The following is a 25021-nucleotide window of genomic DNA, read 5'->3' as shown; positions in this document are numbered from 1 at the left end:
CGCCACTTGGTCCGCAGCGACTTCCGAAGCTCACTCAGGCCGCTGTGGGAGGACGAGACGGCGCCCGCGGCGGCCGAGTACGCGATCCTGCTGGCCGCGGTCGCCGTCGTGATCTTCGCGGCCGTGGTCAGCCTGGGAACGGCGGTGAACGGCCTGTTCGAGGAGGTCGTCGCGCGATGGCCGTGACGCGCGCTGCGAGGAGCGCGCGCCCCGCGTCGGAGGACGCTCCCGGCACGAGCCGCTCCACGACGGCCCTCGCGCTCGTCGTCTTCGTCCTCAGCTGGCTCCTGCTCGTCTTCGCAGGAGGATCGAAGCTCCTGCAGGATCCCGGGACGCTCTGGCACACCGTCACGGGCCACCGGATCTTCGCCGCGGGCTTTCCGCGCGGAGACTGGCTCAGCTTCACCTTCGACGGGCGACCCTGGATCGCGCACCAGTGGCTCGCCGAGTGCCTCATGGCGGCGCTCCACCGGCTGGGCGGCCTCGATGCGCTCGTGGTGGCCACCGCGGGCGGCATCGCCCTGCTCCTCGCCTGGCTGTACGCGCGGCTCGTGGCGGCGGGGGTGAGCGCGCTCTGGGCGGGTCTCGTCGTGGCGCTGACGGTGGCGGCGAGCTCGCACCACTTCCACGTCCGCCCGCACCTCCTCTCGATCTTCGCCTTCGCGTGGCTCTACGGCCGGCTCGCGGACGTCGACGCCGGCCGGCGCGGGCTCTCCGCGCTCTGGCCCGCTCCGCTCGTGTTCCTCGCCTGGGTGAACGCGCACGGCGCGGTGGTGGGCGGGCTGGCGACGCTGGGGCTGTTCGCGCTCTCGTGGCTCGGCGCGTGGCGAGCGGGATGGACGTCGCCCGTCCGGAGCCGACGAGACGCCGCGGTGGTGTACGCGCTCGTCGCGGCGAGCGTGGCGACGGTCCCGATCACCCCCTACGGCCTCGACACCGCGCGCGCGTGGTTCGCGATCCTCTCCTCGCCGGCGCTGCCCCGGTTCGTCGTGGAGCACGCGTCCCTCGTGAGGACGGGCTCGTGGCAGGTGCTCGCCCTCGTGGCGGTCTACCTCGCCACCCTGCTGAGCGCGCCTCGCGTTGCGCTGCGGGCGGCCACGCTCGTGCCGCTCGTGTGGCTCCTCCTCGCGTTCGGGCGCATCCGCCACGCGCCGTTCTTCGCCGTCGCCGCGGCCCTCGCGCTCGCGGAGCTGCTGCCCGCCGCCCGCTGGACGGAAGCGCTCGCGCGCCGCGGATTTCGCGTCCGGGGCGCTCCGGGCACGCTCCCTGGAGTGCGCTTCGCCGCCGGCACGATCGGCGCCTTGGCCATCGCGCTGGTCGCGGTCGCGACGTTCGCCGCGTACGCGCCGGATCGCGCGCCGGCGCTGGCGCGCCTCGACCCCCGCCGCTGGCCGGTCGAGCTCGTACCGGCGCTCCGCGCGGCGGAGCGCGAGGTAGAGGGCGCCCCCATCCTCAACGACATGCCGTTCGGCGGGTTCGTCGCCTATACGGCCCCCGGCCTCCGCGTGTTCGTGGACGATCGCTGGGAGCTCTACGGCGACGACTTCATGCTCGGCTACATCCGGGCCGATCCCGCCTGGCTGGATGCCTGGATCGATCGGTTCGGCGTGAGGGTTGCGCTCGTGCAGCATGGCTCACGCCTGGAGCGCCATCTGGAGCGCGACGGCACCTGGAGGCTGGCGGCGACGTCCGCCGCCGGATCGCTCTATCGCCGGCCAGGGAACGAGGTCGGCTCGGCGAGCCCGACGCTCGTCCCTACGCGGGGAGCCCGTCCAGAAACTCCTGCAGCGCGGCGTTGAAGGCCGCGGTCGCCTCCAGGTTCGCGAGGTGCCCCGCCTTCTTCACCTTCACGAGCTTCGCGCCCTTGATCGCCTTCGCCATCTTCTCGGACTCGGCGGGGGGCGTGAGCGTGTCCTCCGCGCCCACGAGGACGAGCGTCGGGCAGGTGATCTTCGCGAGCGTCTCGGTCGAGTCGGGCCGCTGGGCCATCCCGCGCTGCGCGGCGGCCACGCCCGCGGGGGTGCCACGGCGGATCAGGTCGCGGACCTCCTTCGCCACCGCCGGATCCGGCTCGGGCCGCAGCAGCTTCGGGATCATCTCGTCCGCGACCCACTCGAGCCCGCGCTCGATCGCGGTCTGCGCGAACTTCTCCCGCCCGGCCTTCCCCTCGTCGGTGTCCGCCCCGGCGCGCGTGTCGCAGAGCGCGAGGCCACGGAAGAACCCGGGGATCTGGCGGTAGAGCTCGAGCGAGAGGTACCCGCCCATCGACAGGCCGGCGACGGCGGCACGCTCGATGCGCAGGTGCTGCAGCAGCGCGCGGACGTCCTCGGCGAGCACCTGCATGGTCGAGGCCTCGCCGCGCGGCGCGGACTGGCCGAGCCCGCGGTAGTCCGGGGCGACGATGCGCCACCGGCCCTCGAGCGCCGCGATCTGCCGCAGCCACATGCCCGAGTGGAGCGGGAACGCGTGCAGGAGGAGCAGCACGTCCTTGTGGGCGGTGCCGGCGTCGCGGTAGTGCAGGTCGGTGCCGTTCACGTGTGCGATGGGCATGACGGAAGGTTTATCCCGATTCGTCGGACGTGCGGGGTGGAGCGGGTGATCCCCGAGGGGGCAGGCGGGCGGGGTGCGGAGCGGAACGCCCGACCGCTCGGGCTTCGACAGGCTCAGCCCGAGCGGGGAGAGTTCGCCCGTGCTCGCCCCTCGACTCCGCCCGGCCTCGCGGCCGGGCTACGCTCGGGACGAACGGTGACCGAATGACGCCGGCGAGGAAGGGCGGTACTGGGCGTGGCGAGCCCGGGGAACGCCGCGAAGCGGGCAAGCCGCCGCGGGCCGGTTATGAATGAGCCGCCGTCGCGACCGGCGACGGGGCAAGGAACGAGATGCTGAACCAGGATACGGGCGCTCGCCCGCCCCAGGTGGGCCCGAGCGAGGGGATCGGCTACTTCGCGCGCTTCGGCGTGACGGAGCGGATGATCGCGCAGACGCTCGCGACCGCGCTGGCGCGGGGCGGGGAGCACGCGGACGTCTTCTTCCAGCACCGTGTCGGGTCGGACGTGGGGCTCGAGGACGGCGCGGTGAACCGCGCCCACGCCACGGTCGAGCTGGGGGTCGGGGTCCGGGTCGTGAAGGGCGACCAGACGGGCTACGGCTACACCGAGGACCTCTCCCTGCCGGCGCTCCTCGAGTGCGCTCGCACGGCGGCGACCATCGCCGAGGGGCCGTCGCGCGCGGTCCCGGAGCGGTTCCACGTGCGCGCCGGCCTCCCCGATCGCTACCCGCTGATCCGCCCCTGGGAGGACGTCCGCCCCCAGGAGAAGCTGCCGATCCTCGCCGCCCTGAACGAGCAAGCGTTCTCGTCCGACGCGCGCGTGAAGAAGGTGAACCTCTTCCTGCGCGACGAGTCCGGCGCGATCCTCGTCGCCGACTCCTCGGGCCGCATCGTGGAGGACCGTCAGCCGATGACGCTCCTCTACCTCTCGGTCCTGGCCGAGTCGAACGGCCGGCGCGAGCAGAACGGCTACAACGTCGCCGGCCGGGCGGGCTTCGACTTCTACTCGCCGGAGCGGCTCGAGCGCGTGGTGCGCGAGGCGGTGAGCCGGACCACGGTGCTCTTCGAGGCGGTGACGCCGCCCGCCGGCGAGCTGCCGGTGGTGCTCGCCGCCGGGTCCTCGGGCATCCTCCTCCACGAGGCGATCGGTCACGGCATGGAGGCGGACTTCAACCGCAAGGGCGTCTCCATCTACGCCGACAAGATCGGCAAGCGCATCGCGCAGCCGTTCGTGCAGATCGTCGACGACGCCGCCAACGCCGGCGCGCGCGGCGCGATCAACGTGGACGACGAGGGCAACGACGCCGGCACGACCCACCTCGTGCAGGACGGCGTGCTCACCACCTACCTCCACGACGCCATCTCGGCGCGCCACTTCGGCGTGCGCCCCACCGGCAACGGCCGGCGCGAGAGCTACCGGCACGCGCCGCTGCCGCGCATGCGCTCCACGTACATGCTGCCCGGGCCGCACCGCACCGAGGAGATCATCCGCTCCGTGAAGAAGGGCATCTACTGCATGAACTTCTCGAACGGCCAGGTCAACATCGGCGCGGGCGACTTCACCTTCTACGTGAAGAACGGCTACCTCATCGAGGACGGCAAGCTCACGCGCCCGGTGAAGGACGTGAACATCATCGGCAACGGCCCGCAGGCCCTCGAGCGCGTGGACATGGTCTCGGACGACCTCGCCATCGACGAGGGCGGCTGGACCTGCGGGAAGGACGGGCAGAGCGTGCCCGTCTCGCAGGGCCTCCCCACCGTGCGCGTCTCCTCCATGACCGTCGGCGGCCGCGGCTCGTGATCAAGACTCACCGCTCGCCCTTTCCCCGAGCCTGTCGAGGGGGGCAGGGCGAGCGGATCCATGCGCTAGGCCGCTCGTGCTGAGCTCGTCGAAGCACGAGCGGAGAACGGATCGGAGCCACACGACCATGTCCGACCTCCTCGAGATCACCCGCCGCGCCGCCGAGCTCGCGCTGAAGAAGGGCGCGAGCGAGGCCGCCGTCGGCGCCTATCGCGCCCGCCACGTCGAGGTCGCCTGGCGCGACGGCAAGGTGGAGAAGGTGTCGGAGGCCACCACCCGCGGGATCGGCCTCGACCTGTACGTGGACGGCCGCTACGCCTCGGTGTCCACGAGCGACCTGCGCCCCGACGCGCTCGACCGCTTCATCGAGGACTCCGTCGCGCTCGCGCGCACGCTCGCGCCCGACCCGTACCGTCGGCTGCCGGAGCCGGAGCTCTACCGCGGGCAGGCGAACGTGGACCTCGAGCTCGAGGACCCGAGCTACGCCGGCGTCACCGCCGCGCAGCGGCGGCAGGAGGCCGGCGCGGTCGAGGCGGCCGCGCGCGAGGTCCGCGGCGCGGAGGCGATCCTGTCGGTGTCGACGAGCGTCTCGGACACGCGCGCCGAGAGCGCGCTCGTCCACACGAACGGCTTCGAGGGCGAGCGCCGGGGGACCGACTTCTGGATCGGCGCCGAGGTGACGGTGCAGGATCCCGACGGCCGCCGGCCCGAGGAGTACGCGGCGAGCGGAGGGCGCTTCCGCAGCGCGATGGAGGCGCCGGAGGTGATGGGCCGGCGCGCGGCGGAGCGGGCGATCGCGCGCATCGGCACGAAGAAGGGCGAGTCCGCGGTGCTGACGATGGCCGTCGACAACCGGGCCTCCGGCCGGATCGTCGGCGCGCTCTTCGGCCCGCTGGCCGCGGCCCCCATCCAGCAGAAGCGCTCCTTCATGGAGGGGAAGCTCGGCGCCACGGTCGGCAGCGCACTCCTCGACGTGCGGGACGATCCGTTCGTGCCGCGGGGCCTCGGCTCCCGGCTGTACGACGGCGAGGGCATCGCGGCGCGGCCGTTCCCGGTGTTCGATCGCGGCGTGCTCCGGAGCTACTACGTCGACACGTACTACGGCCGGAAGCTCGGCATCCCGCCCACCACCTCGCGCAGCTCCAACCTCGCCTGGTCGCTCGGCGAGCGCTCGCCGGAGCAGCTCCTCGCCGACCTCGGGGAGGGCGTGCTGGTGACCGGCTTCCTGGGCGGCAACTCGAACGGCACGACCGGTGACTTCTCGCTGGGTGTGCGCGGCTTCCGGATCCGCGGCGGCCGGCTGGCAGAGCCGGTCGGGGAGATGAACGTCTCCGGCAACCACGTCGAGCTCTGGAATCGCCTGGTCGCCGTGGGCAACGACCCGTACCCGTACTCCTCGATGCGCACGCCCACGCTGGTGTTCGAGGGGGTCCAGTTCGCCGGTACGTGAACACGTACGGAGGGTCGCGGCTGCCGGATGCGGACCCGGAGTCGAGGGACTGGCGCGCCTCGGCGCGGCGACTGGGCCCGGTGACGAGCGATCGGCGCGCTCGATCGCGCCCGGCGCGTGCCTGGTCGGTCCCTCCCGAGGCGCCCGCTCGGAGATCCATGAGCCGTTTGGGGCACACCCCAGCATCCGAGGTCGGGGATTTGCCGATCGCGGCAACCATCCGCAATTCTTATCCAGAATGGTCTCCGTACTTGTGGTGGACGACGAGAGTGACATCCGCGAGGCGGTGTCGGAGGTGCTTGCGGACGAGGGCTACGTGGTTCACGGGGCCGGCGACGGCGCCGAGGCGCTGCGCAAGGCGCGCGCCGTCCACCCGAACATCGTGCTCCTCGACCTGATGATGCCGGGCATGAACGGCTGGGAGTTCCGCGCCGCGCAGAAGGGCGATCCGGAGCTCTCGGACATCCCGGTGGTCGTGCTCTCGGCGCTCGGGCGCGTGGCCGGCATGGACGCGGCGCGCTTCATCCAGAAGCCGTTCGATCTCGACGAGCTCCTCGACGCGGTCCGCCAGTACGCCGACGGTCACGTCGGCGGGCGAGTGGACGGTCCGCACGCGCCGATGTGAGGCGAGCCCTACAGCCCTGTCTCTGCGAGGATCCAGGCGAGCGACGCCTCCGCCTCGCGCTGTAGCGCCTCCAGGTCCTCCGTGAAGAGGTGCGTCGCGCCCGGCACGGGCGCGAGCCGCCGCGGGCCGCGCGAGCCTGCGAGGGCGAGCTCGACCTCCGCCGGCGAGCCGAACTCGTCGCTCGCCGCCTGGACGATGGCGATCGGCTTCTCCACCTCGGCCACCCTGGCGGCGTCCCGGCTCACGTCGAGGTCCGCGGAGCGCAGGGCGAGGCCTGCGAGGAGGAGCCCTCGCACCGCCGGATCGTCGCCGCCCACCCCGAGCGCGATCCACGCACCGAACGAGAAGCCGCCCAGGAGCCGAGGCAGCTCCGGCCGCTCGCGCGCGAGCCAGGCGAGCGCCGCCCGCGCGTCGTCCGCCTCGCCCCGCCCGCCGTCGTAGGTCCCGGCGCTGCGGCCCACGCCGCGGAAGTTGAACCGGAGCGCGACGCCGCCGGACGCGCGCACCGCCTTCGCGAGCCGGTGAGCGGCGTGCGTGTGCATCGTGCCGCCGAAGCGCGGGTGGGGGTGGCACACCAGCGCCGCGAACCGGGGCGTCGCCCGGTGCTCGCCCAGCGGCTCCTCGACGATGGCCTCGAGCCGTCCCGCGGGACCCTGGATGTCGAGGTACATGTCCCACTCCCCGATCGCTCGCGGGCGAGCGGCCGCCGGCTCAGGCGAGCAGCGACTCGAACAGCCGCCGTCCGTCGTCGCGCCCGAGGATCGCCTCGGCCGCGCGCTCGGGGTGCGGCATGAGCCCCACGACGTTCCGGCGCGGGCCGCCGGCGATGCCGGCGATGTCGCGCGCGGCGCCGTTCGGCGCGCCGCCGACGTAGCGGAACACGACGTCGCCCTCGCCCTCGAGGCGATCGAGCGTGGCTGCGTCCGCGAAGTAGTTCCCCTCCGCGTGCGCCACCGGCATGGTCAGCGTCGCCCCGGCGAGCCCGCGGGTGAGCGGCGTCTCGGCCCCCTCGACGCGCAGGGTGACGTCGCGGCAGATGAACTTGAGCGACGCGTTGCGCATGAGCACGCCGGGCAGGAGCCCCGACTCGCAGAGGATCTGGAAGCCGTTGCAGATGCCGACCACCGGCCCGCCGCTCTTCGCGAACGCGACGACGTCCTCCATCACCGGCGAGAAGCGCGCGAGCGCGCCGCAGCGGAGGTAGTCGCCGTAGCTGAAGCCGCCGGGCAGGATCACCGCGTCGAGGCCGGCCGGCAGCCGGTCCTTGTGCCAGACGTACTCGGCCGGCGCGCCCATGGAGTGCTTCACCACGTGGTAGACGTCGTGGTCGCAGTTCGAGCCGGGGAAGGTGACGATCCCGATCTTCATGCTGATCTCGCCGCTCTCGCCATAACGGGTCCGCTCACCCTGAGCGTGTCGAAGGGTGAGCCTATCGACGGGTGCGCCCGTCGACGGGTGAGCCTCACGGACGCGAAGCCCGAGAGGATCACAGCTCGATCCGGAAATCCTCGATGACCGTGTTCGCGAGGAGCTTCCTGCACATCTCCTCGAGCCGCTTGCGCTCCTCCGCCTCGGGCGCGCGCTCGTCGATCGTCACCTCGATGAACTTCCCGAGGCGGACGTCCGAGACCTCGCCGTAGCCCATCGCGTGGAGCGCCCGGTTCACGGCGGAGCCCTGGGGATCCAGGACCCCCCGCTTGAGCGTGACGTACACCCGCGCCTTCTTCGCCATGCGCGGCTTTATAACAGATCCGCCCCCGCCACGATCCCGGCCTTTTGCTAGGGTGGCGAGCGCTGATGGACCCTTCGATCCGTCACTTCCTCGTGCTCGCAGCCTCCGCCGCGGCGCTCCTCGCGGTGCGGGCCCTGGTGGCCGCCCTGGAGGCGGCGCTCGTCGCCGTGGGCACTCCCCGCGCGCAGGAGCTCGCGGCGGATCCGTCGGCGGGGCCCCAGGCGCGGGCGCTCGCCTCGCTGCTCGCCGAGCCGGAGATCACCGCCTTCACCCTGCGCGCGACGGTGACGTTCGCGACCGTCTTCGCGGGGGTGCTCGCCGCCGCCGCCGGCGCGGCCATCGCCCCCGGCTCGCCGTGGCTCGCGGGCGTCGGGATCGCGGCCGGCGCGGTGCTCCTCTCGCTGCCGCTCGCCGCCGGCGCGCGCGGCCTGGGCGCCGCCCACGGCGAGACGGTGGCGCTCGCCCTGGCGCCGCCGTTCCGGCTGCTGCGCCGGATCGCCCGCCCGTTCGCGGCGGTGGTGGGCCTCCTCGCCGGGAAGCGCGCCCGCTTCTCCAACCCGCCGCCGCCGCTCGACGAGATGGAGCGCGCCCTCTCGGAGTACGCCCGCGTCCACGGCGTCGCCGGCGGTGGGGCCACCACGAGCGAGCTCATCCACGCGGTCTTCGAGTTCCGCGACAAGATCGCCCGCGACGTGATGGTGCCGCGCACCGAGGTGGTGGCGCTCGACGTGGACACGCCGGTGCACGAGATCCTGCGGCTCATGGCCGAGGAGGGGCACTCGCGGATGCCGATCTACCGCGGGAGCCTCGATCACATCCTCGGTGTCCTCCACGCGCGCGACCTCGTCCCGATGCTCGCGCACCCGGAGCTCATCGTGCTGCGGGACATCCTGCGGCCCGCCCACTTCGTCCCCTGGTCCAAGCCGATCGACCAGCTCCTGCGCGAGATGCAGCGCCGCCAGCTGCACATGGCGCTCGTGGTGGACGAGTACGGCGGCGTGATGGGCGTGTGCACCCTCGAGGACGTCCTCGAGCAGATCGTCGGGGACATCGGCGACGAGTTCGATCAGGCCGAGGGCAGGTCGGTGGAGGCCCACGGCGACGGCTCGTTCACCGTCCTCGGGGCCACGGCCATCGCCGAGTTCAACGCGTCGGCGGCCGCCGCGATCCCGGAGGACCAGGGGGTCGAGACCATGGCCGGCTTCCTCAACTCGCTCGCCGGCGCCATCCCCGCGAAGGGCGACCGGTTCTTCTGGCGCGGCTGGGTGTTCACCGTCGCCGACGGCGACTCGCGCAAGGTGACCAAGGTCCGCGCCGCGCGCGTGAAGCGCGCCTGAAGGTCGAGCGCGCGGCGAGGGCTCGCACGCCGTGCCCCCCGGCGTGCGCTCCCGAAGCTCGCCGGGGAGGAGTTCCCCCGGAGCGCGCGCCCCGCTCGCGAGTGGCCGGGCGGGCGCGCCGTCCCTACCTGTCACTCATGAAGGAACGGAACGGGGTTCGGGTGGGGCAGCGCGTGAGGAGCGTGGACGGGAAGTCGGTCGGGCGAGTCGTGGAGCTCTTCGACGAGGGCTTCGCGGTCCAGCGCGGCTTTCCCATCCTGTTCCGGAAGGACTTCGTCTTCCGCTACGACGAGGTCCGCGGGACGCGCGACGGCGCGCTGGTGGTGGCGCGCGGGGAGAGGGACCTCTTCCAGCTCGCCCGCGGCGAGCTGCCGGCCTCCTGGCGCATTCCGGCGCCCTCCGGCTTCCCGACGGCGGCGGCCCCCGCGGAGGCCCGCGCGGTCTTCGCGGAGGTGGCGTCGGCGCGCCTGCCCGCGCCGCAGCCCACGAGCAACCCTTCGCCGGGTCCCGCTCCCGCCGAGTCGCTCATCTGGGAGCGGCCGGCGGGTGAGCCGGCGACCTCCGAGGAGCGTCGCTACGCCCAGCAGCGCGGCCAGAGCACGCAGGCCCCCGCCACCCACCATTAGTTCACGCCTGCGGGCTTGAAGGCGTCGGGCAGCCACCGCCGTGGTCGGCCCTGGCGCTCCGCGCTATCTTGCGCGGCCATGACCGCCCCCGATCCGGGTCTCGCCCCCCCGCAGCCCTCGTGGCGCTTCCGCTGGCTCGTGCTCCTCGCGTGCAGCGTCGCGATGTTCGGGAACTACTACGTCTTCGACGCGCTCTACCCGGTCACCCCCCTCCTGCAGGAGCAGCTCGGGTTCACGGACCAGCAGATCGGGCTGCTCGACACCGCCTACAACGTCGCGGCGCTGCTGACGCTCATCGCGGGCGGCGTGCTCATCGACCGCCTCGGCACGGCGCGCGCCGCGGTGCTCTTCGGAGCGGTCGGGGCGGCGGGGAGCGCGCTCATCGCCTTCCTGCCGGCGGCCGTGCCCGGCGCGCCGGCGCTCTCGATGGCCGCGGGACGGTTCGTCCTCGGGGTGGGCTCCGAGCTCTTCATCGTCGCGGCCACGACGGTCGTGGGCCGCTGGTTCAAGGGGAAGGAGATCTCGTCCGCCCTCGCGGTGCAGCTCCTCATCGCGCGGTTCGGCTCATGGGTGGCGGACCGTTCGCCCGATCTCGCGAAGGAGCTGTTCGGCGGCTGGCAGCCGCCGCTCCTCCTCGCGGCGTCCTTCGGCGTCCTCTGGCTGGTGTTCGCCGTCGTGTACGCGGCGCTCGAGACCTACGCGGGCCGCCGGTACGGCGTCGGGCGCGCGGTGCAGACCGACAAGCTCGTCCTCGGGGACCTCGTGCGCTTCAGCCGCGGGTACTGGTGGGTGGTCGGGCTGTGCGTGGCGTTCTACGCGACGATCTTTCCCTTCCGCACCTTCGCGAACCTCTTCTTCATCCAGGCCCACGGGGTCGCGCCCGAGACCGCCGGCGCCCTCAAGAGCTGGCTGCCGCTGCTGTCGATGATCGGCATGCCCATCTTCGGGCTGCTCGCGGACCTGATCGGGAAGCGCGCCCTGCTCATGACCGTGGGCTCGGCGCTGCTCGTGCCGCCGTTCCTGCTCATGGCCTACACGGACCTGCCGCTCGAGCTCTCGATGGCGATGCTCGGCCTCTCGTTCGCGCTCGTCCCCGCGGTGCTGTGGCCCGCCGTCACCTACCTCGTGCCGGAGGCTCGCCTCGGCTCCGCGTACGCGCTCATGACCTTCTGCCAGCAGGCGGCGTGGGCGCTGATGAGCTGGGGGATCGGCGCGGTGAACGACGCGGCGGGCGCCTCGGCGCAGCACCCCGCGGGCTGGCTGCCCGCGATGTGGATGCTCGCAGGGCTCGCCACGGCCGGCTTCGTCTTCTCCTTCCTCCTGTGGCGCGAGGAGCGCGGCCCCGGCGCGCACGGCCTCGAGGCGCGCGCCGGGCGACACGCGGCGTGAACGCCCCGGATCACCGGGAAGCTCCGGCCGTCAACTAATTTGCCTGGCGGATCGCGATCTCGTAAGCTGCGATATCTCCGCAAGATCCTGGGATCAGGACGGGATCTTCGACGGCGATGGGGCAGGGCGGGCGAATGGACGGGGTGGAAGGGGCGAGGACCATCGTCGAGCCGGAGGAGTTCCTCCGCAGCGCGCTCGAGAAGATCGTGTTCTTCGAGTGCCGCGTCTCGCAGCTCGAGGCCGAGCTCGCCGCGGCGCGAACCACCGCCGAGCGCGCGCGCGGCGACGCGGCCCAGGCGCGCCGGCGCGAGGTCGAGCTCGAGCAGGCCCTGGCGGCCGAGCGCGGCCAGCGCGGCGACGCCGAGGCGCGCGTCGACGAGGTGGAGGAGCGCGTGCGCCTGCTCCAGGCCGAGCGCGAGCGGCTCCTCGGCGGGCTCGTCGAGCGCGCCCGGCTCTCCGGGGCGACCGGCTGCGACGGCGCGCCGGGCCCGGAGGAGGGCGGCGCGGACCTGGCCGGCTTCATCGCCGAGCTGCGCGCCGAGATCGAGTCGCTCCGCGCGTGGAAGGTCGCCGCCGAGGCCGCGGGCCTCGGCGATCCGGCGCGCTCCGCCGAGGCGCCGGCGCACGGAGGCGTCCGCGCCGAGCGGCCGTCCTCGCAGCGGCACGGGCACGACGCCGGCGCGGGCCCCGAGTCGGTGGCGATGGTCGCGGACCGGTTCGCCTCCGACGGCCGGGTCGGCCTCACCGCGCGGGACAACGACCACATGAAGGCGCTGCTCGCGACGCGCGCCGATCGTGCCCTCTACGAGCGCTCGATGGACGACCTCTCCGCGCCCGACGCGGGCCGGCGCCTGCGCGCGGTGCGCGCGCTCGAGGCCCTCGGCTCGAAGGCCGCCGCGCCGCTGCTCGCCGCCGCCCTCGGCCGCGAGCCGGAGGCCGAGGTGAAGGCCGCGCTGCTCGGCGCCCTGGCCCGGTTCAAGGAGCCGTTCGCCGCCGAGCTCGCCGTGCGCGCCCTCGAGGACGGGCGCCCGGCGGTGCGGGTGGCGGCGCTCGAGGCCATCGTGGCGGTCGCGTCCGGGTCGGCCCAGGAGCGGCTCTCGGCGGCGCTGCGCGACCCGAGCCCCCTCGTCCGCCGCCGCGCGGCCCTGCTCCTCGGCTTCGCCACCGGCGACCGGGCAGAGGAGGCGCTGGCGGCCGCGCTGGCGGACCCGGATCGCGGCGTCGCCCGCGCCGCCGCCGCGGCGCTCTCCGGCCGCCCGACCGCGCGCGCGCAGGGCGCCCTCGCCCGCGGGCTCGAGCACCCGGACGCCTCGGTCCGACGCTCCGCGGCGACCGCCCTCGGCCGGCTCGCCGGCGAGACCGTGGACTCCGACGCGCCCGCCTCCGCCCGCCGGGCCGCCTCGCGGCGCATCGCCGAGAAGCTCGCCGCGATGGGAGGGGAGGAGATCCGCGCCGCGGTCCTCGCGGCGGCGCCAGGAGCGCCCGCGACCCCGCTCGTGGTTCGACAGGCTCACCACGAGCGGCCGAGAGAGTCCGCTCGCCCTGACCCCTCGGCAGGCTCGGGGAAAGGGCGAGCGATCGCGACCGCGTCACCCGCCGCGCTCCTCTCCCGCGCGGCCGTGGCGGTCGTCGAGGTCGCGCCGGCGCCCGGCGAGGATCTCTCGGCCGGGATCGTCTTCGAGGTCCGCGCCGCCCTCCGCGGCTGCACCGCCGCCGACCTCTCGAACGTGCTCGGCGCCGAGCCGGGCCGCGTCGATGCCGCCCTCGCCGCGCTCGCCGGGCGCGGCACCCTCGTCCAGCGCGGCGCGCGCTGGTTCATGGCCTAGGGGAACGAATGGAGAACGTCCGCTACACCGCGAAGCGCCTCGCCGAGATCTTCGGCGTCACGTCGAAGCAGATCGAGGGCGCGCTCGGGAAGAGGGACGGGTTCGTCCCCGACGACCTGCCCGTGCTGCGCGCGAAGCTGCGCCGCCCACCCGAGCCGTTCGCGCCGCGCGTCCAGCTCTTCCTCAACTTCAAGGGCGGCACCGGCAAGACGAGCCTCTCGTCCTCGTACGCCTACCGGCTCGCGGAGCGTGGCTACCGCGTGCTCATGATCGATCTCGACAGCCAGGGTCACGCCACGAAGTGCCTCGGCAAGGAGGGCGGCAGCTTCACCCAGACCCTCCAGGACGTGATCATCCGCCGGCGCCCGCTCGACGAGGTCACGGTCCCGACCGGCATGCCGAACCTCTCGCTCGTGCCGGCGAACCTGTCGATGAGCACCATCGACCTCGCGCTGATGCCGCTCGCCGGCCGGGAGTTCCGGCTCCGCAACGCGCTCCAGGGCGTGCAGGGCAAGTACGACTTCGTGGTGCTCGACGCGCCGCCGTCGTTCGGGCTGCTCAACCTGAACGCCCTCATGGCGGCCTCGGATCTCGTCATCCCGGTGCTCGCCGACTTCCTCTCCTACGACGGGCTGCGCCTCCTCTTCGAGACGATCCAGGGGCTCGAGCAGGACCTGTCGCACCAGCTCGAGAACATCTTCATCGTCGTGAACGCCTACAACCAGACCTTCAAGATCGCCCGCGAGGCGCTCGGCGCGCTGCGCGAGCACTACGCGGACTACCTGCTCGACTCCGTGGTCCGCCAGTGCACCAAGTTCGCCCAGGCGTCGTCGGAGGGCTGCCCGATCTTCGGGTACGACCCCGACTCCAAGGGCGCGACCGACATCGAGGCGGTCCAGAACGAGATCCTCGGGCGCATCCGCGCGGCCTGCGCCGAGGCGGGCGCGGCGGGAGCGTAGACATGCGCAAGGCCTTCGACGCGAACGTCCCCAAGCTCCGGCCCCGCCTCAAGGCCGGCGCCGCGCCCGAGGCGCGAGCGACGAGCGAGGATCCGCTCGCCCTGAGCCTGTCGAAGGGCGAGGAGGCCGCCGAGGTGAGCGCGGCGATCCAGGCGCAGGAGGAGGTCGCTGCTCCCCCGCCCGGGACGAACGCCGATCACGACAGCTCGGAGACACCGCTCACCCTGAGCCTGTCGAAGGGTGAGCGAGTCGAAGGGCGATCGACGGAGACGAACCCGCCCGACCTCGACCCGGTCCCGCTCGTGGTTCGACAGGCTCACCACGAGCGGTCTGGAGATCGCTCCGTTCGCCCTGACCCGTCGGCAGGCTCGGGCGAAGGGCGAGCGACCCCGACCCGCGCAGCCGCTCGCGCCGAGCCCGTCGGAGCGCCCGCGGAGGAGGCTCAGCCCCAGAACGACGTCCTCTCCCGGCGCGATCGCCTGGAGAAGATCAAGCGCCGGGTCGCCGAGGCCGCGCGCCCCGCGCCGCGCGTCGAGCCGGTCCCCGGCGATCCCGCCCGGGCGGCCGAGAGCGTGCTCGGCCTCGTCCGCGATCTCGAGGTGGAGCTCGTGCGAGCCCGCGAGCGCGAGGACGCGCTCCGGGCCGACCTCGACCAGGCGCGCACGGAGCTGGCGCGCACCGCGGGCGAGGCACGCGCCTCGGCCGAGCGGCTCGTCTCCGCCGACGCGGAGCTCGTCGAGAAGCGGGGCGTCCTCACCGAGCTCCTCGGCGAGATGACCACCCTCGAGGAGGAGCGGGACGAGGCGCTGCGGCGCGCGCAGGCGATGGCCGCCCTCGACGAGGAGCGCGCCAGGCTGCTGGAGGAGGTCACGCGCAAGGCGGACGAGGAGGCGCGGCTGCGGGCCGAGCGCGAGGAGGAGGTCGAGCGGCTCTCCGAGGAGCTGCGCGCCGGCTCCACCGAGAGCGCGCGGCTGCGCACCGCCATCGGCGAGCTGGCGCGCGATCGCGACCAGCTGGCCGGCGAGCTGGATCGCCTCCGCCGCGAGCGCGACGAGCTCGCCTCCGCGAAGCGCGCGCTCGAGCAGGTCCACGCGGCCCTCGCGCAGGCGCGGGCGCGGCTGGGCTGAGCCGAGCTGCGCGGCGTCGGGCGAGGTGGGCGCCGCGGCGCCCGGGTGTCACGCCCGCCGAGATCCGCCTGCCCCCGGGTGGAGCGGGTTTGGTTCACTGAGGGTGCGGCGAGCGGTGTCCCGGCGCGCGACCTCATGCCGCGCGTCGTCCAGGCGAAATCCGCGCGTGCGGTGGGTAGAATCCACCCTGCTCGACGGAGCCGCGTGGGCTGCGCGCTCCCGAGCTTCGGGGGTGAGAAGAGATGGCCTGTTCGCGCGTTTCGGGATGTCCGCTCTACAAGGCTTTCGCGATGAAGTCGTCGCTCCGCGTCTGGCAGTCGTACTACTGCGAGGGCGACTTCGACCGCTGCGAGCGCTTCCGCCTGTCGTCCGAGGGGGCCGCGGTCCCGCCCAACATGCTCCCCAACGGGCGCCTGCTGGACGTGCCGCTCGACCAGATCAGGTGACGCCCTACGGCACCCTCGAGCGCGACGTCGGTCGCTCGAAGGGCCAGACGTTCCCCTCGCGTCGCTCGCGCATCCGGTCGAGGGCGTCGTACGCCGCGTACTTGTAGGCCTCGCCGAGCGTCGGGTAGTTGAACACCGCCTCGATGAAGTACTGCAGGTCGCCCTGGTGGGCCATCACCGCGGCGCCGGTGTGGACGAGCTCGGAGGCGTGCGGGCCGATGCAGTGCACGCCCAGGATCCGGCCGTTCTCCGCGTCGGCGATGATCTTCAGGAAGCCGACGGCCTCGCCGATGAGGTTCGCGCGCGCGTTCTCGGTGAGGCTCGCGCGGCCCACGACGTAGGCGCGCCCCTGCTCCTTGAGCGTCTCCTCGGTGTCGCCGACGGAGGACACCTCGGGGATGGTGTAGATGCCCATCGGCAGGATGCTCGAGACGCGCTGCTTGAGGATGCCGCCGCACGCGTGGCTCATCGCCACCCGCCCTTGCTCCATCGACACCGAGGCGAGCCCGGGGAAGCCGACCACGTCGCCCGCCGCGTAGATGTGCGGCACGGCCGTCTGGAACTGGGCGTTCACCTTGAGGAGGCCGCGCTCGGTCGCCTCGAGCCCGGCGGCCGGCAGGTTGAGCGCCTCGACGTTGCCGACGCGCCCCGAGGCGACGAGCACCTTCTGGGCGACCATGCGGCCCCCGTCCTCCAGCGTCACCAGCACGTCCTTGTCGCCGGGATCGAGCCTCGCCGCCCGGTTGCGCTGGTGCAGGTCGATGCCGCTCGAGCGGAACACGTCCTCGAGCGCGTGGGACATCTCGGCGTCGAGCCAGGTGAGGAGCCGGTCCTTCGAGTCGACGAGCTTGACGTTCACGCCGAGCGCGCCGAAGAGCGAGGCGTACTCGCAGCCCGCGACCCCGCCGCCCAGCACCGCGAGCGAGCGCGGCACGCGGTCGAGCAGGAGGATCGAGTCCGAGTCGTAGACGTGGGCGTTGTCGATGGGGTACTGCGGCGGGTGGAACGGGCGCGTCCCGGGGGCGAGCAGGATGATGTCCGCCTGGAGCTCCTGCGCGCCGCCGTCGGGGATCGAGACCCGGATCGTGTGCGGATCGACGAAGCTCGCGATCCCGCGGAACTGCTCGACGCCGGCGCGGTTCAGCGCGTCGCGGATGCGGGAGTGCTCGCGCGCCGTGACGAGGCCCTTGCGCCCCATGAGCTCGGGGATGGTGACCGTCCCGGAGATGCGGAGCTCGATGCCGTGCGCGTCGCGGCTGCGCGCCTGCAGGATGGCGAGGGCGGTCTCGCGGAGCGCCTTCGAGGGGATCGTCCCGGTGTTCGCGGAGGCGCCGCCGGGGACGGCCTCCTTCTCGATGAGGGCGACCTTCTTGCCGGTGAACGCCGCCTGGATGGCGCCGTTCTCGCCGGCGGGGCCCGAGCCGATGACCACCACGTCGTAGTGGAGCATGGGGGTCGCTTATAATGCACGGCCCGCCGGAGTTCGATATTGTCGTCGGTCCTCGTGAAGAACGCCCCGAAGAACCCCGCCCTCGGCGCCGTCCGCAAGAACCTGATGGTCGAGCTGGACGAGCGGCGCCGCGCCCTCGTCCGGGCCGGGAAGCGCCTGTTCGACTTCGGCCTCGGCGATCCCAGGGAGCCGACGCCCCCCTTCCTGCGCGAGGCGCTCCGCGCCGCCGTGCCCGAGGTGTCGCAGTACCCGAGCGCGTTCGGGACGCCCGCGCTCCGGCGCGCGGTGGCCGGGTACCTCGCGCGCCGCTTCGGCGTGACGGTGGATCCCGAGGCGCAGGTGCTCGCCTGCGCCGGCGCGAAGGAGGCCATCTTCCACCTGCCCCTCGCGTTCGCGGGCGATCCTGCGCGCCGCATGGTGGTGATGCCCGACCCGGGTTACCCGACCTACGAGGTGGGCGCGCGCTTCGCGGGGCTCGAGCCGGTGATGGTCCCGCTCACCGCCGCCCGCCGCTTCCTGCTCGAGCCCGAGGACGTCGGCGAGGCGGTGCTGCGCGAGACCTCGATCTTCTGGATCTCGTACCCGCACAACCCGACCGGCGCGGTCGCCCCGCGCGACTACCTGCGCCGGGTGGGGGAGGCCGCGCGCCGCCACGGGTTCGTGGTCGCCTCCGACGAGTGCTACGCCGACGTCTACTTCGGCGCGCCGCCGCCCTCGATGCTCGAGGAGCAGGTGGAGAACGTCGTCGCCGTCCACTCCTGCTCGAAGCGGAGCGGCATGACCGGCTATCGCTCCGGCTTCCTCGCCGGCGACCCGGACCTCGTCGCGGTGCTGCGCTCGCTGCGGAGCCACCCCGGCGTGGCCTCGCCGGAGTTCGTGGCGGCGGCGGCGACCGCGGCGTGGTCCGACGACGCGCACCCGGCGGAGCGGCGGGAGATCTTCCGCCGGAAGCGGGATCGCTTCCTCGCGTTCTTCGCCGAGCACGGGCTGCAGGCGGACGCGTCCGAGGCGACGCTCTACCTGTGGGTGCGGGTGCCGGGCGGGCAGAGCGCGGCGTCCTACGCGCTGCGGCTGCTGGACGAGGGGATCGTGGTCGCGCCGGGGACGGCGTTCGGCGCGGGTGAGGGGTACGTGCGCGTGGCGCTCGTGCCCACGCTGGCGGAGTGCGAGGAGGCCATCGAGGCCTGGCGAAGGGTGAGGGAATGACCGACTGGAACGAGATCGAGCGGCGCGTCACGGCCGCGTTCGGCGACAAGCACAAGCTGGCCGACTCCGTCCACCGCGCGGCCGTGGTGCAGGCGCTGCACGGCCTGGATCGCGGCGAGCTGCGCGTCGCGCAGAAGGTGGACGGTGAGTGGAAGGTGAACGCCTGGCTCATGCAGGCGGTGAACCTCTACTTCGCCATCACCGGCATGGAGACCCAGGACTTCGGGCCGTTCCAGACGCGCGACAAGATCCCGCTGAAGAAGAACCTCGAGGACGCGGGCGTGCGGCTCGTGCCGGGCGGCGTCGCGCGCTTCGGCTCGTTCCTCGAGCCGGGCGCGGTGCTCATGCCCGGCTTCGTGAACATCGGCGCACGCGTCGGCGCGAACTCGATGGTGGACACCTGGGCCACCGTCGGCTCGTGCGCGCAGGTCGGCCAGAACGTCCACCTCGCCGGCGGCGTCGGCATCGGCGGCGTGCTCGAGCCGCCCGGAGCGCGGCCGAACATCATCGAGGACAACGCCTTCATCGGCAGCCGCTGCATCCTCGTCGAGGGCGTGCTCGTCGAGGAGGAGGCGGTGCTCGGCGCGAACGTGGTCATCACCGCGTCGACGCCCATCATCGACGTCACCGGCCCGCAGGAGGTGGTGCACAAGGGCCGCGTCCCGGCGCGCTCGGTGGTCATCCCCGGCACGCGCCCGAAGCAGTACCCCGCGGGCACCTACCAGATCCCCTGCGCGCTCATCGTCGGCAAGCGCAGCCCGAGCACCGACCGGAAGGTCTCGCTGAACCAGGCGCTGCGCGACTTCGAGGTCCAGGTGTGAGCTCATGAGCTCGGACCTCGCCGAGTCGCTGGCGCAGCGCACCTCCGCCCTGTGCGCGATGCTCTCGCCCATCGGGCAGGAGCGCGCGCTCTGCGACGCCGTGGAGAGCTGGGCGCGGGGGCGCTTCCCGCGCGTCGAGCGGGTGAAGGACTCGCTCGTCGTGCGGGTGGACGGCGACGGCGGCCCCGGGCGGCCGACGGTGGCGCTGTGCGGGCACCTCGACACGGTGCCCGTGCACGACGAGGACCGCCACCCGCCCCGCCGCGAGGGCGGCCGGCTGGTCGCGCCGGGCGCGTCGGACATGAAGGGCGGGGTCGCGGTCGCGATGGAGCTCGCCGAGCGGCTGCCGCGCGCGGCGCGCTTCTGCGATCTCGTCCTCGTGCTCTACGCGCGCGAGGAGGGGCCCTACCTCGAGAACGAGCTCGAGGACGTGCTGCGCGCGCCGGGGCTCCTCGCCGGCGTGGACCTGGCGCTCTGCCTCGAGCCGACCGACAACGTGCTCCAGCTCGGCTGCGTCGGCTCCATCCACGCGACGGTCACCTTCCACGGCCGCGCCGCGCACTCGGCCCGCCCGTGGCACGGCGAGAACGCCGTCCACCGCGCCGGGGCGCTCCTCGCCGAGCTGCACGCGCGCGCCGCGCGCGAGGCGACGAGCGGCGGGCTCCGCTTCCGGGAGGTGCTCTCCGCGACGCGCATCGAGGGCGGGCGGGCGCGCAACGTGGTCCCGGACCGCTGCACCCTGAACCTCAACTTCCGCTTCGCGCCGGATCGCTCCCTCGACGCCGCCGCGAGGGAGCTCGTCGCGATCGCCGCGCGCCACGGCGCCGAGACGGAGCTCACGGACCTCTCTCCGGCCTGCCCGGCCTACGCGGAGCACCCGATCGTGAAGCGGCTGCTCGAGCGGACCGGGATCGCCGTGGAGCCGAAGCAGGCCTGGACGGACGTGGCGCGGCTCGCGGTGCACGGCATCCCCGCGGCGAACCTCGGCCCCGGCGCCACGAGCCAGGCGCACCAGCGCGGGGAGTGGGTCGAGCTCGCCGCGCTCGCGCGAGGCTACGAGATCTACGAGCGGTTTCTCGCCGCCGAGTGAACGGCTCACCCGGGACTCGGACCGCGCGCGACACACCGCTATGATTCCCGGGCGTGCTCGCCCTGGCCCTCGCCCTCGCGCTCTCGAGCGCCGACGCCGTCGGTGAAGGGGGCGTCGCGGCGATCCCAGGCGCCGACCTCGCGCGCCCAGAGTTCTCGGAGCCGCTCACCCTGAGCCAGTCGAAGGGTGAGCCCGCGGAAGGGCGGGTACCCGGGACCGCGACCCGCTCGCTCTCTCCCGGCCGCCTCGCGCTCGATCGCACGAACGCGCAGGACGAGTACGGCTGGGAGGGCGAGGGCGAGGAAGAGGACGAGGACCGGGAGCCGCGCCTCTTCCTCATCGCCTGGGGCGGCCAGGCGTTCGACCTCGGGAGCGGCGACGCGGGCGACGGCTCGGCCTTCGGCGGCGAGGTGTCCTACTCGCTGGGGTTCGGGGACCTCGGGCTCTGGGGATCCGGCTACAAGATCCGCAACGGCGGCCAGGACTGGGCGCCCATCATGCTCCTCCGGCTCACGAATCGCTTCCAGACCCGGCGCGGGCTCGAGGCCGCCTTCACCTTCGGTGCCGGGGCCGGCCGTCCGGACGTGGACTGGCGCCTCTGGTTCCAGGTGGCGCTCGGACTCCGGCTCGACCTCGGCCCCATGTTCCTCGCCGGCGAGCTCGCGTTCGAGCAGGACCAGCTCCTGCGGCTCTCCGCCGGCCTGGGCGTGAAGCTGTAGCCGCGCCTGCCCCCCATCCGGGCTCGCCCGTGCGCTTGATCCGGGTCAGTCGGGCGTTACATCCAGGCCTCCGCCGAGCACGGCCGCCTCCTCTCGATCGCCTTCGGCGGTTCCGCAGCACGAAAGGAGCACTCCTGATGAAGCGGCTTCTCCTCTCCCTGGCGCTCCTGCCGGGCCTCGCGCTCGCGCAGGCGAGCACCTGGACCATCGATCCCAGCCACACGCACGCGAGCTTCACGGTGCGGCACATGGTGATCTCGAGCGTGCGCGGCGAGTTCGGCAAGACGGCCGGCACGGTGAAGCTCGACGAGAAGGACCCCACGAGGTCGAGCGTCGAGGCGGTGATCGAGACCGCCAGCGTCAACACCCGCGAGCAGAAGCGCGACGACCACCTGCGCTCGCCCGACTTCTTCGACGCCGAGAAAAACCCGAAGATCACCTTCAGGTCCACCAAGGTCGAGAAGGCGGGCCGGGGGAAGCTCAAGGTGAAGGGGGACCTCACCATGAACGGCGTGACGAAGCCGGTGGTGCTCGACGTCGAGGGGCCGACCCCGGCGATCGTCGACATGCAGGGCAACTCCCGCCGCGGCATCGCCGCGCGGACCACGCTCAACCGCAAGGACTTCGGCCTCGACTGGAACAAGATGGTCGAGGCCGGGCCGGTGGTCGGCGACGAGGTGAAGGTCGAGATCGAGGCGGAGCTGGTGAAGCAGGGCCCGCAGACGATGGACGCCGGTTAGCTCGGGCGACGGCGGCCCGACGGGCGCCCCGGTCCGCGACCAGCCGCGGGCCGGGGCGTTCGTGTGTCGAGGGCGCTCGCGTGACGGCGGCGCGGGCCACGCCGCTGGAGCCCACCACCCGCTTCACCTTCGACAGCCTCACGGTGAGCGGAGGGACGGGCGGGTCACCTCGGAGCGTCGGCGGGGCCGCCGGCCCCGGCCCGGGCCTCGTCTGCGTCCGCGTCCTCCGCGGGGGCGACTGGCAGCGCGCGGGGTGGCAGCGAGAGCGCGAGGTGCCCCGGCGCCGCGAACGTGCCGTCCACGAACGCCGCGGGCGCGGCCCCGGTGCGCGCGACCTCGGCGGCGCGGAACATGGCCAGGCGCGCCGGGTTCACCCTGTTCGAGACCCAGAGGTTGCCGTCCTCGTCGAACGCGAGGCCCACGAGCTCCGTCTGCCTGGCGATCCCCGCCACGGCGAGCGCCGCGGCCGGCTCGGGCGAGCCGCTCCTCTTCAGCTGCTCGGGAGTGAACCTGGCGATGGGGCCGTAGCGGTTCGCGACCCACAGGTTCCCGCTCGCGTCGAAGGCGAGGCCGCGCGGGCTGGAGAGCGTGCGGTTCCCAGAGGACGTGAGGACGACCGTGGGCTCCGGGCTGCCGGACGCGGCGAGCTGCGCGGGCGCGTACATGACCACGCTGTCCCCGCCGTCGGTGTTGGAGACCCACAGGTTCTGGCGGGCGTCGAAGGCGAGGCCGCAGGGGTTCCGCAGCTTGGGACGCTTCGGATCGGGCGACTGGATCACCACCTCCGGCGCGACCGCGCCCGAGCGCGCGAGCTGGGCGGGCGAGAACCCGAGCAGCTGTCCCGAGGCGCGGTCCGCCGCCCACAGCCGGCCGTCGCGCCCGATCGCGAGGCCGTCCAGGCACCGTCCCGGCCCCGCCGGCTTCAGCACCACGGCCGCCTGGCGAGCGCCGCTCGCGGCGAGCTGCGCCGCCGGGAGGCGGCTCAGCGTCCCGCTGCAGTCGCCCGAGATCCAGAGGTCGCCGTTCGCGTCGAAGGCGAGGCCTCGAGTGGTGCGGCCGCCGTCGGACACCTTCCGCCCCGCCGCCTTGCCGCCGGCGCCGAGCTCCGAGCTCGTGAAGCCCACCACCGCCTTGTCGTTCGCCGCCGCCATCCAGAGCAGCCCGGAGCCGCCGCGCAGGCGGTACCGGACCGTGACGGTGGCGGGCTTCCCGGGCGCGACCACGGCGCGGAGCGAGCCGCGCTCCGGCTCGTAGAGCGAGTCCACGAAGACGCCTTCCAGCCGAACGGGCGAGGCCGCGATCGTGTACGCGCCGGGGGCGAGGACCTCGAGCGTGGCGCTCGCGGTCAGCGTGGTGCGGACGTCCCGGGGACCGGTGACGATCACCCGCGCCCCCACGTCTCCGGGCAGCCCTACGACTTCCACCTGCAGGCGCAGCCCCGCGCGCTCGGGCGCCGCGCCTGCCGCGAGCGGCGCAGCGAGGCAGGCGACCAGCGCGACGAGGGCGGTTCGGGCGAGCGGACCGGGCATGAACACCTCTGCGGGCGTGGCCGTGGACGCGCCAACGGCCAGGCATCGAGCGAGGCCAGCACTATAAGCGCAAATCCGCTCTCCGTCCGGCTCCCGGGTGAGGGCGTGAGGAGGAGCGTGCCCGGACGCCCGGATCCGCGCCCCACCTCGAGGAGCGGTCGCGACGCGCCCGGTCCAGGTCGCGGCGCGTCCCCTCCACCTGAACGCCTGCTCACCCCGCTCGGATCTGGCGGAGGCACACCCGTTGCTGAGGCGGCGCCGCATGCCGCCCATCGTCTCCGACACGGCCGCTCCCGCCCACGACCGCCCGCGGGCGCGGCTCCTCTCCGACGGACCGCGGGCGCTCTCCGACGCGGACCTGGTGGCGCTCCTGCTCGGCGCCGGCTCGTCCCGCCTGTCCCCGCGCGCGGCGGCGCTGGCGCTCCTCGAGGCGATCCCGCTGGCGGAGCTGGCCTGGGCGCCGCCCGACGCGATCGCGAGCGCGCCGGGCGTGGGGATCGCGCGGGCGGCCGCGATCGCGGCGGCCTTCGAGCTCGGCAGGCGCGCGGCGTGGTCGCCCCCGCGGCGCGGGGAGCGCTGCCTCGACCCGCGCCGCGTGTCCGAGCTGCTCCGCCACGCCGCCCACGCGGAGCGCGAGGGCTTCCACGTCGTGCTGCTCGACGTGCGCGGGCGCCTCCTGCGCGCCGTCCAGGTCGCGGAGGGCTCGCTCTCGCAGTGCCCCGTCTCGCCGCGCGACGCGCTCCGGCCGGCGGTGCGGGAGGGAGCGCACGGCGTCGTGTTCGTGCACAACCACCCGAGCGGCGTTATGCGGACCTCCGCGTTATGTGCAGCGGCCTCCGCGATCGCGCTCTGGCGTGAGATCGCCGCGTCGGATCGTCCGCATAATCTCGCCGGTGCCGAGGTGGCGTCGTGAGCCGGCGACCTGCCCTGGCGTGCCACGAGCGGATGGAGCAGCTCGGCGTCCGCGCGCTCGCGGACGTGGAGCTGCTCACGATCCTGCTCGGGCCGACTGCAGGCGTGAACTCGACACGCGACGCCGCGCAGCGGCTCCTCGACGCGGTCCCGCTGTCGCAGCTCGCCTGGGCGTCGGCGGACGAGATCCGCCAGCATCCGGGCATCGGGCCGGCGCGCGCCGCCGCGATCGCCGCCGCCTTCGAGATCGGGCGCCGCGGGGCGTGGGCTCCGCCGAAGCGCGGCGAGCGCGTGCTCGATCCGGCGCGGGTGTACGAGCTGATGCGGCCGCTCGCCCACGCGGAGCGCGAGGAGTTCCACACGGTCCTGCTCGACGTCCGGGGGCGCCTCATCAAGACCGTAAAGATCGCCGAGGGCTCGCTCACGCAGTGCCCCGTGTCGCCGCGGGACGCGCTGCGCGAGCCGGTACGGATCGGCGCCCACGGCGTCGTCTTCGTGCACAACCACCCGAGCAGCGGGGACCCGAGCCCGAGCGCAGACGACGCGGATCTCACGGATCGGCTACGGGCCGCCGCAGACCTCGTGGGCGTGCTCGCGCGGGACCACGTGATCGTGGCGGCGAGCGGGTACTACAGCTTCGTCGAGGCGGGGCGCTGGAGGAGGTGACATCGCAGGCGGCAATGGTGGC

25 protein-coding genes are annotated in these 25021 nt (G+C 73.8%); 19 read left to right on the top strand and 6 right to left on the bottom strand.

Going from position 1 to position 25021, the window contains the following annotated elements; all coding sequences use genetic code 11:
• Positions 1-6: 6 nt before the first annotated feature.
• Both ANAE109_RS20320 and ANAE109_RS20315 read left to right on the top strand, forming a co-directional pair.
• Complete coding sequence (locus ANAE109_RS20320; RefSeq protein ID WP_041448557.1) at positions 7-186, top strand: Flp family type IVb pilin; 180 nt, start codon at positions 7-9, stop codon at positions 184-186.
• A complete protein-coding gene (locus tag ANAE109_RS20315; RefSeq protein WP_012098773.1) occupies positions 177-1799 on the top strand; it encodes a hypothetical protein in 1623 nt (540 codons plus the stop codon). Before ANAE109_RS20320 ends, ANAE109_RS20315 begins: the two co-directional genes overlap by 10 nt.
• On the opposite strand, the gene ANAE109_RS20310 is transcribed toward ANAE109_RS20315, so the two are convergent.
• Positions 1756-2550 carry an alpha/beta fold hydrolase gene (locus ANAE109_RS20310; RefSeq protein ID WP_012098772.1) on the bottom strand — a complete coding sequence of 265 codons (795 nt, stop codon included), beginning with the start codon at positions 2548-2550 and terminating at the stop codon, positions 1756-1758. The genes ANAE109_RS20315 and ANAE109_RS20310 overlap by 44 nt on opposite strands.
• 329 nt (positions 2551-2879) lie before the next feature.
• Here ANAE109_RS20310 and ANAE109_RS20305 point away from each other — a divergent pair, with 329 nt between their 5' ends.
• The 3 genes from ANAE109_RS20305 (at position 2880) to ANAE109_RS20295 (ending at position 6424) form a co-directional block, all read left to right on the top strand.
• Entirely contained in the window at positions 2880-4349 is a 1470-nt protein-coding gene (locus ANAE109_RS20305) for a TldD/PmbA family protein (protein WP_012098771.1), read from the top strand.
• Positions 4350-4476: 127 nt separating this feature from the next.
• A complete protein-coding gene (locus tag ANAE109_RS20300; RefSeq protein WP_012098770.1) occupies positions 4477-5799 on the top strand; it encodes a TldD/PmbA family protein in 1323 nt (440 codons plus the stop codon).
• 238 nt (positions 5800-6037) lie between these two features.
• The gene (locus tag ANAE109_RS20295; RefSeq protein WP_012098769.1) at positions 6038-6424 is read left to right on the top strand and encodes a response regulator transcription factor; all 387 of its coding nucleotides are present in this window, start codon (positions 6038-6040) and stop codon (positions 6422-6424) included.
• An 8-nt stretch (positions 6425-6432) separates the two neighbouring features.
• On the opposite strand, the gene ANAE109_RS20290 is transcribed toward ANAE109_RS20295, so the two are convergent.
• The 3 genes from ANAE109_RS20290 to purS all read right to left on the bottom strand — a co-directional run bounded on the left by ANAE109_RS20290 (position 6433) and on the right by purS (position 8156).
• Positions 6433-7095, bottom strand: coding sequence for an alpha/beta hydrolase (locus ANAE109_RS20290; RefSeq protein ID WP_012098768.1), 663 nt, complete (start codon positions 7093-7095; stop codon positions 6433-6435).
• A 40-nt stretch (positions 7096-7135) separates the two neighbouring features.
• Complete coding sequence (gene purQ / locus ANAE109_RS20285) at positions 7136-7792, bottom strand: phosphoribosylformylglycinamidine synthase subunit PurQ (protein WP_012098767.1); 657 nt, start codon at positions 7790-7792, stop codon at positions 7136-7138.
• 118 nt (positions 7793-7910) lie between these two features.
• The gene (purS, locus tag ANAE109_RS20280; RefSeq protein WP_012098766.1) at positions 7911-8156 is read right to left on the bottom strand and encodes a phosphoribosylformylglycinamidine synthase subunit PurS; all 246 of its coding nucleotides are present in this window, start codon (positions 8154-8156) and stop codon (positions 7911-7913) included.
• A 65-nt stretch (positions 8157-8221) separates the two neighbouring features.
• Between purS and ANAE109_RS20275 the strand changes: the two genes are divergently transcribed.
• From ANAE109_RS20275 to ANAE109_RS20245, 7 genes are all read left to right on the top strand, one after another.
• Positions 8222-9493: a hemolysin family protein gene (locus tag ANAE109_RS20275; RefSeq protein WP_012098765.1), complete on the top strand. Its 1272-nt coding sequence runs from the start codon at positions 8222-8224 to the stop codon at positions 9491-9493.
• A 137-nt stretch (positions 9494-9630) separates the two neighbouring features.
• Positions 9631-10119 (top strand): hypothetical protein, encoded by a 489-nt coding sequence (locus ANAE109_RS20270; RefSeq protein ID WP_041448555.1) that lies wholly within the window; start codon positions 9631-9633, stop codon positions 10117-10119.
• A 78-nt stretch (positions 10120-10197) separates the two neighbouring features.
• Positions 10198-11508, top strand: coding sequence for an MFS transporter (locus ANAE109_RS20265; protein ID WP_012098763.1), 1311 nt, complete (start codon positions 10198-10200; stop codon positions 11506-11508).
• 134 nt (positions 11509-11642) lie between these two features.
• Positions 11643-13334, top strand: a complete 1692-nt coding sequence (locus ANAE109_RS20260) for a HEAT repeat domain-containing protein (protein WP_234945196.1) — start codon at positions 11643-11645, stop codon at positions 13332-13334.
• An 8-nt stretch (positions 13335-13342) separates the two neighbouring features.
• Complete coding sequence (locus tag ANAE109_RS20255) at positions 13343-14293, top strand: ParA family protein (protein ID WP_012098761.1); 951 nt, start codon at positions 13343-13345, stop codon at positions 14291-14293.
• 2 nt (positions 14294-14295) lie between these two features.
• Complete coding sequence (locus tag ANAE109_RS20250; protein ID WP_012098760.1) at positions 14296-15420, top strand: hypothetical protein; 1125 nt, start codon at positions 14296-14298, stop codon at positions 15418-15420.
• Between the two features lie 290 nt (positions 15421-15710).
• Positions 15711-15866: a hypothetical protein gene (locus ANAE109_RS20245; RefSeq protein ID WP_234945195.1), complete on the top strand. Its 156-nt coding sequence runs from the start codon at positions 15711-15713 to the stop codon at positions 15864-15866.
• A 4-nt stretch (positions 15867-15870) separates the two neighbouring features.
• Here ANAE109_RS20245 and sthA read toward each other — a convergent pair whose 3' ends face one another.
• On the bottom strand, positions 15871-17316 hold the full coding sequence (gene sthA, locus ANAE109_RS20240; RefSeq protein ID WP_012098758.1) for a Si-specific NAD(P)(+) transhydrogenase: 1446 nt from the start codon (positions 17314-17316) through the stop codon (positions 15871-15873).
• Between the two features lie 54 nt (positions 17317-17370).
• Between sthA and dapC the strand changes: the two genes are divergently transcribed.
• The 5 genes from dapC to ANAE109_RS20215 all read left to right on the top strand — a co-directional run bounded on the left by dapC (position 17371) and on the right by ANAE109_RS20215 (position 21892).
• Positions 17371-18522, top strand: a complete 1152-nt coding sequence (gene dapC / locus ANAE109_RS20235) for a succinyldiaminopimelate transaminase (RefSeq protein ID WP_041449483.1) — start codon at positions 17371-17373, stop codon at positions 18520-18522.
• The gene (locus ANAE109_RS20230) at positions 18519-19343 is read left to right on the top strand and encodes a 2,3,4,5-tetrahydropyridine-2,6-dicarboxylate N-succinyltransferase (protein WP_012098756.1); all 825 of its coding nucleotides are present in this window, start codon (positions 18519-18521) and stop codon (positions 19341-19343) included. Before dapC ends, ANAE109_RS20230 begins: the two co-directional genes overlap by 4 nt.
• A gap of 4 nt (positions 19344-19347) precedes the next feature.
• The gene (gene dapE, locus ANAE109_RS20225) at positions 19348-20433 is read left to right on the top strand and encodes a succinyl-diaminopimelate desuccinylase (RefSeq protein ID WP_012098755.1); all 1086 of its coding nucleotides are present in this window, start codon (positions 19348-19350) and stop codon (positions 20431-20433) included.
• 53 nt (positions 20434-20486) lie between these two features.
• The gene (locus ANAE109_RS20220) at positions 20487-21152 is read left to right on the top strand and encodes a hypothetical protein (protein ID WP_012098754.1); all 666 of its coding nucleotides are present in this window, start codon (positions 20487-20489) and stop codon (positions 21150-21152) included.
• Positions 21153-21289: 137 nt separating this feature from the next.
• On the top strand, positions 21290-21892 hold the full coding sequence (locus tag ANAE109_RS20215; RefSeq protein WP_012098753.1) for a YceI family protein: 603 nt from the start codon (positions 21290-21292) through the stop codon (positions 21890-21892).
• A 164-nt stretch (positions 21893-22056) separates the two neighbouring features.
• On the opposite strand, the gene ANAE109_RS20210 is transcribed toward ANAE109_RS20215, so the two are convergent.
• Positions 22057-23421 (bottom strand): NHL repeat-containing protein, encoded by a 1365-nt coding sequence (locus tag ANAE109_RS20210; protein WP_012098752.1) that lies wholly within the window; start codon positions 23419-23421, stop codon positions 22057-22059.
• Between the two features lie 262 nt (positions 23422-23683).
• Here ANAE109_RS20210 and ANAE109_RS20205 point away from each other — a divergent pair, with 262 nt between their 5' ends.
• The gene (locus ANAE109_RS20205) at positions 23684-24334 is read left to right on the top strand and encodes a RadC family protein (RefSeq protein WP_041448553.1); all 651 of its coding nucleotides are present in this window, start codon (positions 23684-23686) and stop codon (positions 24332-24334) included.
• Positions 24331-24999: a RadC family protein gene (locus ANAE109_RS20200; protein WP_012098750.1), complete on the top strand. Its 669-nt coding sequence runs from the start codon at positions 24331-24333 to the stop codon at positions 24997-24999. The genes ANAE109_RS20205 and ANAE109_RS20200 overlap by 4 nt, the downstream gene beginning before the upstream one ends.
• Positions 25000-25021 lie beyond the last annotated feature (22 nt).

This window comes from Anaeromyxobacter sp. Fw109-5 (assembly GCF_000017505.1).
Lineage (GTDB): Bacteria > Myxococcota > Myxococcia > Myxococcales > Anaeromyxobacteraceae > Anaeromyxobacter.
This window is presented reverse-complemented; position numbering and strand designations above follow the sequence as displayed.

Coding starts and splice junctions, on each gene's coding strand:
- ANAE109_RS20315 (WP_012098773.1), top strand. CDS start 177: ATGGCCGTGACGCGCGCTGCGAGGAGCGCGCGCCCCGCGTCGGAGGAC.
- ANAE109_RS20310 (WP_012098772.1), bottom strand. CDS start 2,550: ATGCCCATCGCACACGTGAACGGCACCGACCTGCACTACCGCGACGCC.
- ANAE109_RS20305 (WP_012098771.1), top strand. CDS start 2,880: ATGCTGAACCAGGATACGGGCGCTCGCCCGCCCCAGGTGGGCCCGAGC.
- ANAE109_RS20300 (WP_012098770.1), top strand. CDS start 4,477: ATGTCCGACCTCCTCGAGATCACCCGCCGCGCCGCCGAGCTCGCGCTG.
- ANAE109_RS20295 (WP_012098769.1), top strand. CDS start 6,038: ATGGTCTCCGTACTTGTGGTGGACGACGAGAGTGACATCCGCGAGGCG.
- ANAE109_RS20290 (WP_012098768.1), bottom strand. CDS start 7,095: ATGTACCTCGACATCCAGGGTCCCGCGGGACGGCTCGAGGCCATCGTC.
- purQ (WP_012098767.1), bottom strand. CDS start 7,792: ATGAAGATCGGGATCGTCACCTTCCCCGGCTCGAACTGCGACCACGAC.
- purS (WP_012098766.1), bottom strand. CDS start 8,156: ATGGCGAAGAAGGCGCGGGTGTACGTCACGCTCAAGCGGGGGGTCCTG.
- ANAE109_RS20275 (WP_012098765.1), top strand. CDS start 8,222: ATGGACCCTTCGATCCGTCACTTCCTCGTGCTCGCAGCCTCCGCCGCG.
- ANAE109_RS20270 (WP_041448555.1), top strand. CDS start 9,631: ATGAAGGAACGGAACGGGGTTCGGGTGGGGCAGCGCGTGAGGAGCGTG.
- ANAE109_RS20265 (WP_012098763.1), top strand. CDS start 10,198: ATGACCGCCCCCGATCCGGGTCTCGCCCCCCCGCAGCCCTCGTGGCGC.
- ANAE109_RS20260 (WP_234945196.1), top strand. CDS start 11,643: ATGGACGGGGTGGAAGGGGCGAGGACCATCGTCGAGCCGGAGGAGTTC.
- ANAE109_RS20255 (WP_012098761.1), top strand. CDS start 13,343: ATGGAGAACGTCCGCTACACCGCGAAGCGCCTCGCCGAGATCTTCGGC.
- ANAE109_RS20250 (WP_012098760.1), top strand. CDS start 14,296: ATGCGCAAGGCCTTCGACGCGAACGTCCCCAAGCTCCGGCCCCGCCTC.
- ANAE109_RS20245 (WP_234945195.1), top strand. CDS start 15,711: ATGAAGTCGTCGCTCCGCGTCTGGCAGTCGTACTACTGCGAGGGCGAC.
- sthA (WP_012098758.1), bottom strand. CDS start 17,316: ATGCTCCACTACGACGTGGTGGTCATCGGCTCGGGCCCCGCCGGCGAG.
- ANAE109_RS20230 (WP_012098756.1), top strand. CDS start 18,519: ATGACCGACTGGAACGAGATCGAGCGGCGCGTCACGGCCGCGTTCGGC.
- dapE (WP_012098755.1), top strand. CDS start 19,348: ATGAGCTCGGACCTCGCCGAGTCGCTGGCGCAGCGCACCTCCGCCCTG.
- ANAE109_RS20215 (WP_012098753.1), top strand. CDS start 21,290: ATGAAGCGGCTTCTCCTCTCCCTGGCGCTCCTGCCGGGCCTCGCGCTC.
- ANAE109_RS20210 (WP_012098752.1), bottom strand. CDS start 23,421: ATGCCCGGTCCGCTCGCCCGAACCGCCCTCGTCGCGCTGGTCGCCTGC.
- ANAE109_RS20205 (WP_041448553.1), top strand. CDS start 23,684: ATGCCGCCCATCGTCTCCGACACGGCCGCTCCCGCCCACGACCGCCCG.